The organism is Cupriavidus mimosae (genome assembly GCF_023952485.1).
Lineage (GTDB): Bacteria > Pseudomonadota > Gammaproteobacteria > Burkholderiales > Burkholderiaceae > Cupriavidus > Cupriavidus taiwanensis_C.
The window spans coordinates 1-13,170 of the sequence record NZ_JALHRY010000006.1 but is presented as its reverse complement, the minus strand read 5'-3'; the positions used below and the strand labels follow the sequence as shown (position 1 = coordinate 13,170).

General features: G+C 67.7%; 12 protein-coding genes. All 12 read left to right on the top strand.

The features are described 5' to 3' along the window. Window positions 1–192 precede the first annotated feature (192 nt). The 12 genes from MKD50_RS12655 to MKD50_RS12600 all read left to right on the top strand — a co-directional run bounded on the left by MKD50_RS12655 (window position 193) and on the right by MKD50_RS12600 (window position 13,013). Window positions 193–1,800 carry a benzoate-CoA ligase family protein gene (locus MKD50_RS12655; RefSeq protein WP_252667266.1) on the top strand — a complete coding sequence of 536 codons (1,608 nt, stop codon included), beginning with the start codon at window positions 193–195 and terminating at the stop codon, window positions 1,798–1,800. A gap of 34 nt (window positions 1,801–1,834) precedes the next feature. Beyond that, window positions 1,835–2,650 carry an alpha/beta fold hydrolase gene (locus tag MKD50_RS12650; protein WP_240074306.1) on the top strand — a complete coding sequence of 272 codons (816 nt, stop codon included), beginning with the start codon at window positions 1,835–1,837 and terminating at the stop codon, window positions 2,648–2,650. 122 nt (window positions 2,651–2,772) lie between these two features. Continuing rightward, window positions 2,773–3,978 (top strand): ABC transporter substrate-binding protein, encoded by a 1,206-nt coding sequence (locus MKD50_RS12645; RefSeq protein WP_252667265.1) that lies wholly within the window; start codon window positions 2,773–2,775, stop codon window positions 3,976–3,978. Window positions 3,979–4,229: 251 nt separating this feature from the next. Next, window positions 4,230–5,096, top strand: coding sequence for a branched-chain amino acid ABC transporter permease (locus tag MKD50_RS12640; RefSeq protein WP_252667264.1), 867 nt, complete (start codon window positions 4,230–4,232; stop codon window positions 5,094–5,096). 1 nt (window position 5,097) lies between these two features. Then, window positions 5,098–6,177, top strand: a complete 1,080-nt coding sequence (locus tag MKD50_RS12635) for a branched-chain amino acid ABC transporter permease (protein WP_252667263.1) — start codon at window positions 5,098–5,100, stop codon at window positions 6,175–6,177. Continuing rightward, the gene (locus MKD50_RS12630; protein WP_115706686.1) at window positions 6,174–6,944 is read left to right on the top strand and encodes an ABC transporter ATP-binding protein; all 771 of its coding nucleotides are present in this window, start codon (window positions 6,174–6,176) and stop codon (window positions 6,942–6,944) included. Before MKD50_RS12635 ends, MKD50_RS12630 begins: the two co-directional genes overlap by 4 nt. Continuing rightward, complete coding sequence (locus MKD50_RS12625) at window positions 6,941–7,681, top strand: ABC transporter ATP-binding protein (protein WP_115706687.1); 741 nt, start codon at window positions 6,941–6,943, stop codon at window positions 7,679–7,681. Before MKD50_RS12630 ends, MKD50_RS12625 begins: the two co-directional genes overlap by 4 nt. A 318-nt stretch (window positions 7,682–7,999) precedes the next feature. After that, window positions 8,000–9,898, top strand: coding sequence for a potassium transporter Kup (locus MKD50_RS12620; RefSeq protein ID WP_252667262.1), 1,899 nt, complete (start codon window positions 8,000–8,002; stop codon window positions 9,896–9,898). 447 nt (window positions 9,899–10,345) lie between these two features. Beyond that, on the top strand, window positions 10,346–10,750 hold the full coding sequence (locus tag MKD50_RS12615) for a hypothetical protein (protein WP_115706689.1): 405 nt from the start codon (window positions 10,346–10,348) through the stop codon (window positions 10,748–10,750). 123 nt (window positions 10,751–10,873) lie between these two features. After that, window positions 10,874–11,962, top strand: coding sequence for an alpha/beta fold hydrolase (locus MKD50_RS12610; RefSeq protein ID WP_115706690.1), 1,089 nt, complete (start codon window positions 10,874–10,876; stop codon window positions 11,960–11,962). 172 nt (window positions 11,963–12,134) lie between these two features. Beyond that, window positions 12,135–12,575, top strand: a complete 441-nt coding sequence (locus tag MKD50_RS12605; protein WP_115706691.1) for an Hsp20/alpha crystallin family protein — start codon at window positions 12,135–12,137, stop codon at window positions 12,573–12,575. 15 nt (window positions 12,576–12,590) lie between these two features. After that, on the top strand, window positions 12,591–13,013 hold the full coding sequence (locus MKD50_RS12600) for an Hsp20/alpha crystallin family protein (protein ID WP_115706692.1): 423 nt from the start codon (window positions 12,591–12,593) through the stop codon (window positions 13,011–13,013). The last annotated feature ends 157 nt before the right edge of the window (window positions 13,014–13,170 follow it).

The window sequence follows — 13,170 nt, the reverse complement described above, 5'->3', positions numbered from 1 at the left end:
GCGGCTGCCACCGCGAACCCTGTCCTATAGTGCATTCCCTTGGTTGCATAATAGTTGATGTGAAATAAAATGCATCAACAAGCGGATCCCGGCTGCATTCCGGCCGGTCCCCATAACAGCGACTGGCCTGGCGCCGGCGCGCGCCCGTCGGGTAGTAGCGGGCCGCGGCGCGCGACCCCGAGGAGTGCAGACATGACGCCCCCCACCCTTGCCGCGGCCGGCACTGCCGATGCCATTGCGGCGCTGCCGTCACGCTATAACGCCGCCGACGACCTGCTGTCGCGCAACCTCGCGGCCGGCCGTGGTGGCAAGACCGTTTATCGCGACGACACCACTGCGCTGACCTACACCGAACTCGACGAGCGGGCCCGCCGCTTCGCCGGCGCGCTGCGCGCGGCCGGCTTGCGCCAGGAAGAGCGCCTGTTGCTGTGCGCGCTGGATACGGTCGATTTTCCGGTGGTGTTCCTCGGCTGCCTGCTGGCGGGCGTGGTGCCGGTGGCGGTCAATACCTTGCTAACCGCAGACGACTACGCCTACATGCTCGAACACAGCGGCGCGCGCGCGGTGGTGGTGTCCGAGCCGCTGCTGCCGGTGATGCAGGCCGCAATCGACAAGAGCGGGCTGTCGCCGACCGTGATCCAGGCCGCACCGCACGCCGGCGCCGCACCGTCCTGCAGTGTCGGCGCGATGCTGGCGCGTACGCGCACACCGGCGCCAACTGCCAGCACCGGGCCCGACGACATGGCGTTCTGGCTGTACTCGTCCGGCTCGACCGGCCGACCCAAGGGGACCGTGCATACCCACGCCAACCTGTTCCATACCGCCGACCTCTATGCACGGCAAGTGCTGGGCATCCGCGAGGACGACGTGGTGTTCTCCGCCGCCAAGCTGTTCTTTGCCTACGGGCTGGGCAATGCGCTGACCTTCCCGATGTCGGTCGGCGCCACCACCGTGCTGATGGCTGAACGGCCCACGCCCGCGGCCGTGTTCAAACGGCTGTGCGAACACAAGCCGACGGTGTTCTGCGGCGTGCCGACGCTGTTCGCCGGTATGCTGGCCGCGCCCGAGCTGCCGCCGCGCGCGCAGGTGGCACTGCGCGTATGCACCTCGGCCGGCGAGGCGCTGCCGCGCGATATCGGCGAACGCTTCCTGGCGCATTTCGGCTGCGACATCCTCGACGGCATCGGCTCCACCGAGATGCTGCATATCTTCCTGTCGAACCGGCCGGGGTCGGTGCGCTACGGCACCACTGGCGTGCCGGTCCCCGGCTACGAAATCAGGCTGCTCGACGAGCAGGGCCAGCCCTGCGCCGCGGGCGAGATCGGCGAGCTCTACATCAAGGGACCGAGCGCCGCGCTGATGTACTGGTGCAATCGCGACAAGAGCCGCGAGACCTTTGTCGGCGCCTGGACCCGCAGCGGCGACAAATACCTGCGCGATGCGGACGGCTACTACACCTATGCCGGCCGCAGCGACGACATGCTCAAGGTCGGCGGCATCTACGTCTCGCCGTTCGAGGTCGAGGCCGCGCTGGCGCAGCATCCGGCCGTGCTGGAAGCGGCGGTGATCGGCGTGACCGATGCCGACGAACTGGTCAAGCCCAAGGCCTTCGTGGTGCTGCGCCCCGGGCAGCAATGGCACGACGGCATGACGGCGGAACTGCAGGCCTTTATCAAGTCGCGCCTGGCGCCGTACAAATACCCGCGCCAGATCGAATGCGTGCCGGAGCTGCCCAAGACCGCGACCGGCAAGATCCAGCGCTTCCGCCTGCGCCTGCGCGAGCAGGCCGCGCGCGGCTGAACTTCTTTAACCGATGCAAACAGACAAGGTGTCCATGCCCAGCAGCCTGGTCGAGATCCCGTTCGACAACCGCCGTATCCAGATCGAGTACCAGTGGCTGCGCCCGGAGCGCGCGCAGCGCCCGCTGGTGGTGTTCCTGCACGAGGGCCTGGGCTCGGTCAGCATGTGGCGCGACTTTCCGCTGGACTTCTGCGAGGCCGGCGATTACCGCGGGCTGGTGTTTTCCCGCTACGGCTACGGTCGCTCCACGCCGCGGCCGCACGACGAGAAGTGGCGCCCCGATTTCATGCACCGGCAGGCGCGCGAGGCGCTGCCCGCGCTGTTCGATGCCTTGGAGATCGGACCCGGCCGCGCGCACGGCACCCCCTGGCTGCTCGGCCACAGCGACGGCGCTTCGATCGCGTTGATCCATGCCGCCAGCTTTCCCCGGGCAGTGGCAGGCATCACCGTGCTGGCACCGCATATCGTGGTCGAAGACCTGTCGGTGCAAAGCATCGCGGCGACGCGCAAGGCCTATCTTGAAACCGACCTGCGCGAGCGGCTGGCACGCCACCACGCGGATGTCGATTCCGCGTTCTGGGGCTGGAACGATATCTGGCTCGACCCGGAATTCCGCCGCTGGGACCTGCGGCCGCTGCTGTCCGGCATCCAATGCCCGGTGCTGGCGGTGCAGGGCGAGGAGGACGAGTACGGCACCATGGCGCAGATCGAGGGTATCCATCGATATGCCCCCCAGACCACCTTGCTTAAACTCGCGCGATGCGGACATTCGCCCCATCGCGACCAAAAAGATCCGTTGACGCTGGCTGCGGTTCGGCATATAAACGCATATACTTCAAACCTAAAATAATTGGGCTTCCCGCCGATTGCGCATGGGTTCCCGGTGCCAGATGCGCCGGCGGCACCGTGGCAAGGGCAGGGGTGACCGGCAACGGTCCAGCGAGCCAACCGGCTTGACCACCAGGAGACAAAATGCGTCGCTTCCCATCGCGCAGGCTTGCGCCTGCCTGCCTTGCCGTCGCCACCGTCTTTGCCATGGCCGGCGCTTCCGCGCAGACCGCGGCCCCCGCGGCCGGCGCCCCCGCCGGCGGCAAGATCAAGGTCGGCTTCATGCTCCCGTACACCGGCACCTATGCCGCGCTGGGCAACGCCATCGAGAACGGTTTCCGCATGTACGTGCAGCAGCAGGGCGGCAAGCTGGCCGGACGCGAGATCGAGTACTTCAAGGTCGACGACGAGTCCGATCCGGCCAAGGCGCCGGAGAATGCCACCAAGCTGGTCAAGCGCGACCAGGTCGACGTGGTGGTCGGCACGGTGCATTCCGGCGTGCAGATGGGCATCGTCAAGGTGGCCAAGGAAAACAACACGCTGCTGATCATTCCCAACGCCGGCGTCGACGAGGCCACCGGCCCGCTGTGCGGGCCCAATATCTTCCGCACCTCGTTCTCGAACTGGCAGCCGGGCTATGCGATGGGCCAGGTGCTGGGCGAGCGCGGCCTGAAGAAGGTGGTGACGCTGACCTGGAAATACGCCGCCGGCGAGCAGTCGGTCAAGGGCTTCAAGGAGGCGTTCGAGGCCAAGGGCGGCAAAGTGGTGAAGGAGCTGAGCCTGCCTTTCCCCAACGTCGAATTCCAGGCGCTGATCACCGAAGTGGCGTCGCTCAAGCCCGATGCCGTGTTCGTGTTCTTTGCCGGCGGCGGCGCGGTCAAGTTCGTCAAGGACTGGGCCGCGGCCGGGCTGAAGGACAAGATTCCGCTGTATGGCTCGGGCTTCCTGACCGACGGCACGCTCGAGGCGCAGGGCAACGCCGCCCAGGGGCTGGAAACCACGCTGCATTACGCCGACGGGCTGAGCAACGCGCGCGACAAGAACTTCCGCCTGGACTACGCCAAGACCTACAAGCTGCAGCCCGACGTGTACGCAGTGCAGGGCTACGATGCCGCGCAACTGCTGGCGGCCGGCGCGACCGCGGTGAAGGGCGACATGACGCGCAAGGCCGACCTGTACAAGGCCATGGGCGGCGCCAGGATCGACAGCCCGCGCGGCACCTTCACGCTGTCCAAGGCGCACAACCCGGTTCAGGACTTCTACCTGCGCAAGGTTGACGGGCGCGAGAACAAGGTCAGTGCGGTGGCGGTGAAGGCGCTGGCCGATCCGGCGCGCGGGTGCAGGCTGTAAGCGCTTCAACACCCGCGTGTTTTCTCTCCCGCTTGCGGGAGAGGGGCAGGGGGTGAGGGCAGGCGGATCAAAGGCTGAGCGCGCGGCTTTTAAAAAATTTGGCCCTGCTTGATGTGGTACCTCGCTAGTCCACCCCTCACCCCGACCCTCTCCCGATGAGGGGAGAGGGGGAACACCTTGCTGAGGCAAGTTCGGGCGGCTTTGGCGCACCCAAGACCGTCATCCTGTCGTCGTTTGCAGAAGTGCCCCGCATGGACATCGTCTCCTTCCTAATCCAGTGCCTGAACAGCGTCCAGTACGGCCTCCTGCTGTTCCTGGTCGCCAGCGGCCTGACGCTGATCTTCGGCATCATGGGCGTGATCAACCTGGCTCACGGCAGCTTCTACATGCTGGGCGCCTACCTGGCCTTCACGCTGGCCGGACTCACCGGCAACCTGTTCATCGCCATTCCGCTGGGCATCGTGCTGGCGGTGGCGTTCGGCTATGTGCTCGAGTGGGCCTTCTTCAGCTACCTGTACGAGCGCGACCACCTGCAGCAGGTGCTGATGACCTATGGCCTGATCCTGGTGTTCGAGGAGCTGCGCAGCATCCTGGTCGGCGATGACGTGCATGGCGTGCAGGTGCCGGCCTTGCTCGACGGCGCGCTGCCGATCGGCAACGACATGACGTATCCGGTGTACCGCCTGTTCATCTCCGCCATCTGCCTGGTGGTGGCGCTGGCGATGTACTACGTGATCCGCCGCACGCGCGTGGGCATGATGATCCGCGCCGGCGCCACCAACCGCGAGATGGTGCAGTCGCTGGGCATCAATATCACGGTGCTGTACCGCTTCGTGTTTGCGCTCGGCGTGGCGCTGGCGGTGCTGGCAGGCATGATCGCCGCGCCGGTGTCGTCGGTCTATCCGGGCATGGGAGCGCAGGTGCTGATCGTCTGCTTCGTGGTGGTGGTGATCGGCGGCATCGGCTCGGTCAAGGGGGCGCTGGTGGCGTCGCTGTTGCTGGGCTTTGTCGATACCTTCGGCAAGGTGTTCTGGCAGGAGGCAGCCGGCGTGCTGATCTACCTGCTGATGGCGGTGATCCTGCTGTGGAAGCCGCAGGGGCTGTTCAAGGCGGGGTGACATGAATCCGACGACATTGCCGGCGCGCCGGCACACTGCGCGCAACGCCACGCTCGCCACCGCGCTGGGCTGGGTGGTGGCCTTCGCCGCGCTGGCTGCGCTGCCGCTGCTGCTGACCGCGGACAGCCACAAGTTCTATATCGAGCTGCTCAGCAAGGTGATGATCATGGCGATCTTCGCGCTGTCGCTGCAGCTGCTGATCGGCTACACCGGGCTGGTCAGCCTGGGCCATGCCGCCTACTTCGCCATGGCCGCCTACGCCACCGCCATGCTGGCGCCGCAGAGCGGCCCTGGCAACGGCTGGGTGCTGCTGGCCGGCGCGCTGGCGGCATCGGCCGCGCTGGCGCTGGTGGTGGGCGCGCTGGTGCTGCGCACGCGCGGCGTGTATTTCATCATGGTGACGCTGGCGTTCGCGCAGATGGTGTACTTCGTGTTCCACGACACCAAGGTCGCGGGGGGCAGCGACGGCACTTATATCTACTTCCGCCCGGAATTCCCCGTGCCCGGCGAGCACCTGCTGACGGTGAACGACCCCATGCATTTCTACTGGCTGGTGTGGCTGGGGCTGGTGGCGACCGTGGCGGTGCTGATGCTGGTGCTGCGCTCGCGCTTCGGTCACGCGCTGGTCGGCATCCGCCACAACGAGCAGCGCATGCGCGCGGCCGGCTATGCCACCTACCGCTACCAGCTTGGCGCCTTTGTCGCGGGCGGGCTGCTGGCGGGGCTGGCGGGGTTTCTCTATGCGATCCAGTTCGGCTTCGTCAATCCGGAGATCGCGTCGTGGCACCAGTCCGGCAACGCCATGCTGATGGTGATCCTGGGCGGGGTCGGCAGCCTGGCCGGCGCGGTGCTGGGCGCGTTCTCGTTCGTGCTGCTGGCCGAGTGGTTCAGTACCCTGACCAAGCACTGGCAGCTGCTGATGGGCGGCTTCATCATTGTCGCGGTGGCGCTGCTGCCGCGCGGGCTGGTCAGCCTGCCGTCGGTGCTGCGGCACGGGCGCCGGCGCAGCCGCAACGGCGATGCCGGCTCCGGCACCGACGAAGCCGCGGCGGAGCCGCGCAGCCATACGGAGGCCGCATGAACGCGCCCGCCACCCCCATCCTCGAGGCGCAGCAGCTGACCCGGCGCTTCGGTGGCCTGACCGCCGTGGCCGGGGTCGACCTGACGCTGGCGCTGCATGAGATCCACGCCGTGATCGGTACCAACGGCGCTGGCAAGTCGACCCTGATCAATATGCTGTCCGGCGAACTGCCGCCTTCCTCGGGCCGGCTGCGCCTGAAGGGGGAGGACGTGACCGGCTGGTCGCAGCCGCGGCTGGCGCGCCATGGAGTGGGGCGCAGCTACCAGCGCAACAACATCTTCCTGCCGCTGACGGTGCGCGAGAACTGCCGGCTGGCGGCGCAGTCGCGCGCGCAGCGCGCCTGGCGGCTGTGGGAAAGCGCCCAGGGCTGCCGCACCGCCGCGACGCTGGCCGACGAGGCCATGGAGCGCGCCGGGCTGGAGCACCTGGCGGACCGGCGCGCCAGCGACCTCGCGCACGGGCAGAAGCGCCAGCTGGAAGTGGCGATGTGCCTGGCGACGCAGCCGGTTGCGCTGCTGCTGGACGAGCCGCTGGCCGGCATGGGCGCGGAAGAGTCGGCACGGATGCTGGCATTGCTGCGCGGCCTGCGCGAAGGCCACGCCATCCTGCTGGTGGAGCACGACATGGACGCGGTGTTCTCGGTCGCCGACCGCATCACCGTGATGGTCAACGGCGCCGTGATTGCCACGGGCAGCCCCGAGGCGATCCGCACCAACCACGAAGTCCAGGTCGCCTACCTGGGCGAGGAAGAGGACCAGGCCGCATGAACCAGCAGAACCCCGCGGCGGCCCCCGCCACGCCGATGATCGAGGCCACCGGCATCAACGCCTGGTATGGCTCCAGCCACGTGCTGCGCGACATCGACTTCACCGTCGGCGCGGGCGAGACGGTCGGGCTGCTCGGGCGCAACGGCATGGGCAAGAGTACGCTGTTGCGCACGCTGCTGGGCCATGTGCGCCAGCGCCAGGGCCGCATCCGTGTGGCCGGCCGCGACGTCTCGCGCGCGCAGCCGTTCGAGGTGGCGCGCCTCGGCGTGGCCTACGTGCCAGAGGGGCGCGGCATCTTCCCCAGCCTGTCGGTGCGCGAGAATCTGCTCATGGCCGCGCGCAAGGGCTGCAATGGCCGCAACGACTGGGACGAGGCGCGCGTGCTCGACCTGTTCCCGCGCCTGAAGGAGCGCCTGTCCCATGGCGGCCAGCAGCTGTCGGGGGGCGAGCAGCAGATGCTGTCGATCGGCCGCGCGCTGATGACCAACCCCGATTGCCTGGTGCTGGACGAAGCCACCGAAGGGCTGGCGCCGCGCATCGTGCGCGAGATCTGGGCCGTCATCGCCACGGTGCGGGCCACCGGTATCGCCTCGGTGGTGGTCGACCGCAATTTCCGCTCGGTGCTTGCCCACGCCGACCGTGCTGTGGTCCTGGAAAAGGGCCGGGTCGTGCTGTCGGGCCCCGCCTCTGACCTGGCCGGCAAGCCCGAAGCGCTGGACCGTTACCTCGGCGTCTGAACCGAGAGCGGCGTATAAGGCACTATTGTTGCCCCGCCGCAACGGCACTTGCGGGCGCAAGGCATCGCTGTTTTGCTCTCGCAGGGCTTGACCATCCGCCACTTCCCTCCCATCCTTCCGAAGTCACGAAAGCGGCATCCCTGTTTGCCGCAGTGGTCGATAGTCGACAGTTCCACTAGAATTGCGCGCGTTTGTGCAATGCAATAAGAACCGCACCCAGCACCGGCACCGGGCGCAGCAAGCTGTTGCGCCAGATCGGACCGGTCCGCTGCAGAGCCAACAAACCTGCCGGCGCTTCGGTCGGGCAGACCCAACTTCATGACCCAATCCACAACCAGCCACTATTTTGTCGAGAGCCCCAGCACGCGCGCGCTGGTGCTCGGCGCGGTAGGCGTCGTCTTCGGCGACATCGGCACCAGCCCGCTCTACGCCCTCAAGGAATGCTTCAGCAAGGAGCACGGCATCGCCTTCAGCACGGATGCCGTGCTGGGCGTGATCTCCATGCTGTTCTGGGCCATGATCATCGTGGTCTCGATCAAGTACGTGGTGTTCGTGATGCGGGCCGACAACGACGGCGAAGGCGGCGTGCTGGCGCTGATGGCGCTGGTGCTGCGCACCGTGGCGCCGCGCTCCGGCAAGGCCAGGGTGCTGATGATGCTGGGCATGTTCGGCGCCTGCATGTTCTACGGCGACGCGGTGATCACGCCGGCGATCTCGGTGCTGTCGGCGGTGGAGGGGCTGGAAATCGCCGCGCCGCAGTTGTCGCAATTCGTGATACCGATCACGCTGGCGATCCTGGCGGCGCTGTTTCTGATCCAGCGCCACGGCACCGCGGCGGTGGGCAAGCTGTTCGGACCGGTCATGCTGGCGTGGTTCCTCGCGCTGGGCGCATTGGGCGTCTACAACCTGGTGCAGGCGCCGGAGATCCTGAAGGCCGTGAATCCCTACTACGGCATCACCTTCCTGGTGGAGCACTCGCTGCAGGCGTTCATCGTGCTTGGCTCGGTGTTCCTGGTGCTGACCGGGGCCGAGGCCTTGTATGTCGACATGGGCCACTTCGGCGCGCGCCCGATCCGCATCGGCTGGTTCATCCTGGTGATGCCGTGCCTGATGCTGAACTACTTCGGCCAGGGCGCGATGCTGCTGAACAATCCGGCCGGGGCCGAGAACCCGTTCTACCTGATGGTGCCGGAGCTGTTGCTGATCCCGATGGTGCTGCTGGCCACCTGCGCCACCGTGATCGCCTCGCAGGCGGTGATCTCGGGCGCGTACTCGCTGACCAGCCAGGCGATCCAGCTGGGCTTCCTGCCGCGCATGCGGGTGCGCTACACCTCGGCGGCCGAGATTGGCCAGATCTACCTGCCGGTGGTCAACTGGATGCTGCTGGCGCTGGTGTTCGGCGTGGTGATCTCGTTCAAGAAGTCCGAGAACCTGGCGGCGGCCTATGGCATCGCGGTGACCACCACCATGGTCATCACCACCATCCTGGCGACGGTGTGCATGCGCAACGTCTGGAAATGGAACCCCGCGCTGGTCGCAGTGCTGGGCGCGGCCTTCCTGGTGGTCGACCTGTCGTTCTTCGCGGCCAACCTGCTCAAGGTCGCCGAGGGCGGCTGGTTCCCGCTGCTGCTGGGCAGCAGTGCGTTCTTCCTGCTGATGACCTGGTACAGCGGCCGCAAGCTGCTGCGCGCGCGCAGCCTGGAAGACGGCATCCCGCTCGAGCCGTTCATCGCCGGCCTGCTGGCGCACCCGCCGCACCGGGTCGAGGGCACCGCGGTGTTCCTGACCGGCAACACCGACTCGGTGCCGGTCTCGCTGCTGCACAACCTGAAGCACAACCGCGTGCTGCATGAGCGCGTGGTATTCCTGAACTTCATCACGCGCGACGTGCCGTACGTCGACGACGACCAGCGCCTGAGCTGCAAGGACCTGGGCGGCGGCGTGTTCATTCTCAAGTCCGAATACGGCTTCAAGGAAACGCCGGACGTGCAGAAGGTGCTGGACCTGGCCGATCGCAAGCTGGACATGCACTTCGAGCTGATGGAGACCTCGTTCTTCATCGCCCGCGAATCGGTGATCCCGTCCAAGCTGCCGGGCATGCCGATGTGGCGCGAAAGCCTGTTCGCGTGGATGCATCAGAACGGCGCCAAGCCGTCGGATTTCTTCCAGATCCCGGCCAACCGGGTCGTCGAACTGGGCACCAAGGTCGAGATCTGAGCGCGCGCGGGCAGCCCCCGCCGCCCGCTCCGCCAAGTCCCCGGGCCTGAGCCGCCAGGCGCCCCGGGGGCTTTTCTTTTGGGGGCAATGCCCGCTGCGGGGCACAGGTCCCGGAAAACGGCCATGCCGCAGCGGGAACCGGGACCGTAGCCTCATGCGGCCGACCGGCCCGCGTCCGACAATGCGTCCCTCAGCTTGTCTCAGCCCCACGCCTTGCGGCAGTTCCCTCATCGGCGCGGTGGCATCCAGACTGCCCCAACACCCCCCCGGAAACCCGGAGTCCGGCGCTATGCCGCTGCCCTGATGGGATGGCAGCCGGCCCGCGCCAGGCCATGGCTTGCACGGCACGGGCGATCCCGTGCAGCCGCGCCGTTTCGCCGCCGATCGCCTGAATGACGGAGCTGCCGCGGCTGACGCTGCCGCCGGCTACCGCAGCTGGAGATTGCAATGCACAGGAATCTTGCCCACACCCTCGTTGCCGCTGCCGCACTCGCCGCCGGCCTGAGCCAGCCGGCCCGCGCCGGTGCCTATGGCGAAGCGCTGGCCGCTGCCATGCCGCGCCACGCCGCCGCCCAGCGCGATGCATTTACCGAGGGCGCGCGCAGTCCGGACGCAGAGACCGCGCTGCTGCCCGTGGTGGCGCGCGGCAACCTTTCCGTGTGCCGGGTGCGCGGCTTCGACGCGAGCCAGGACGGAATGCGCAAGGCGGATCCCTATACCGACGGCGCCCGCATGGGGCGTTTCGACGTCTTCACCGAGGGCGCGCTGGGCGGGTCGCGCGACCTCTCTCGTGATCCGTATGCCGACGGCGCGCGCTCCGATGCGCGCGGCAGCGGGGAATGCCTGTCCTGAACCCGCGGCGGCGCTTTTGCGCCGCCCGTCCTTTGCCTAAGCTAGGGAAGTCACGCGGCGCGCCCGCATGGCGGCCGCGGCCCGCGGCCGCCGGCAGGCAGCTCCTGTCCGCGCGGCCCCGACATGCCGATGTTCAAGCAGCAGATCCGCCTGTGCACCAGCCGCGATGGCGTGCGGCTGGCCTATGCCATCACCGGCAGCGGCGCGCCGCTGGTCAAGGCGGCCAACTGGATGAGCCATCTGGAGTTCGACGTCGGCAGCCCGGTGTGGAGCCACATGATCACGGCGCTGTCCGACACGCATACGCTGATCCGCTATGACGAGCGCGGCTGCGGCCTCTCCGACCGCGACATCGAGGACCTGTCCTTCGACGCCTGGCTGCGCGATCTCGAAACCATCGTCGACGCCACCGGCGTGGACCATTTCCCGCTGCTGGGTATCTCGCAAGGCGCATCGATCGCCGTGGCCTACGCGGTGGCGCATCCGCAGCGGGTCAGCCATCTGGTGCTGCACGGCGGCTACGCGCGCGGGCGCCTGAAACGCGACCATCTGAGCCAGCGCCTGCTGGAGGAAGCCGAGCTGATGAACAAGCTGGCCGAACTGGGCTGGGGCCAGGAGAACCCGGCCTTCCGCCAGTTCTTCACCACCCAGTTCATCCCGGGCGGCACCGCCGAACAGCATGCCTGGTTCAACGAACTCGAGCGGGTGTCGACCTCGCCGCTGAATGCCGCGCGCTTCATGCGCGTGTTCAACGACATCGACGTGGTGGCGCTGCTGCCGCGCGTGTCGTGCCCGACGCTGGTGCTGCATGCGGTGCGCGACGCGCGCGTGCCGTTCGATGAAGGCCGCCTGATTGCCAGCGAGATTCACGGCGCGCGCTTCGTGCCGCTGGAAAGCGGCAACCACCTGCTGCTGGAGGACGAGCCGGCGTGGCGCCGCTGGCTCGACGAGGTGCGCGCGTTCCTGCCGTCGGCGCAGCCGGCACGCTCACCCGCGTTCGCCGCGTTCACCGCGCTCACGCGCCGCGAGCGCGATATCGTCGAACTGATCGCGCAGGGGCGCGACAACGCGCAGATCGCTGCCCACCTGGACCTGTGCGAGAAGACCGTGCGCAACCATATCACCAGCATCTTCGCCAAGCTGGAAGTGGAAAACCGCGGCCAGGCCATCGTGCTGGCGCGCAAGGCCGGCTTCGATCGCGCCGGTGCCTGAGGCGCCCGCCGGCCTGCACCAACCCCTCTTGAAATCCTCCGGCCCGGACACTAATTAAGGATTGCCCAGCCGCTGCAGCAACGCGCTGTGGCTTTCCTGCCAGCCGGCGCACCGGCGGCCGGGAAACAAGGCGTCCGTGCGCCTCCCCGCTGCACAGAAGGAGGATCCAACCATGAGTGACTTCATTTTCGGGACTGACCTGTTCAGTGAATTCGACCGGATGCAACGGCAGATGGCCGGCCTGTTCGGCGGCTTTCCGTCGAGCCTGCGCTCCGGGCGTTTTGGCGCGTTTCCGCCGCTCAATGTCGGCACCACCGACGACTCCATCGAGATCGTGGTGTTTGCCCCGGGCCTCAAGGCGGAACAGTTCGAGGTGTCGGTGGACAAGGGCCTGCTGACGATCAGCGGCGAGCGCGCCGCGACCCAGCCCGAGGGCGACGCCGAAGCGCGGCCCTACGCGCAGGAGCGCTTTGCCGGCAGTTTCCGCCGTGTGATCGAGTTGCCGCAGGCGGCCGATCCCGACAAGGTACAGGCTCGCTACGCCAACGGCTGCCTGTCGATCAGCGTCGGCAAGCGCGAGGCCTCGCGCCCGCGTGCCATCACCGTCAGCTAATGTGAGGAGGTAGCCATGACCGATTCGAATCAAGTCGTCCAGCGCGACCAGGCCAATGCGGCCGGGCAGGGCGGTGCCGTGGCGCAGCGCCGGGATGAGGCCCCGGCCATGACGCTGATTCCCGCCGTCGACATCTTCGAGACCGCCGCCGGCGTTACGCTGTGGGCGGACCTGCCGGGGGTGCCACGCGAGAAGCTGGAGGTCAACGTCCACGACAGCAGCTTGCGCATCGAGGGCGAGGCAGTGCTGCCGATGCCGGCCGGCCTGCGCGTGCAGCATGCCGAAGTGCGGCAGCCGCGCTATGCGCGCACCTTTACGCTCAGCCCGGATCTCGACGCTTCGGCGATCCAGGCCAACCTGCAGGACGGCGTGCTCAAGCTGACCATCCCGCGCCGCGATGAAGCGCGGCCGCGCCGGATCGAGGTCTCGGTGGGCTAAGCGTGCCCGGATGCAGAACGGCGGTGCCAGGGCACCGCCGTTCTGCTTGGCATGGGCCGCGAGCGCTCAGCCCTGGTTGACCAGCACGCGGGCATCGCTGACGTGGCTGCGGTACGCCTCGAAGATGCGGCGCAGCGCCGCTTCCATGCCGATCTCC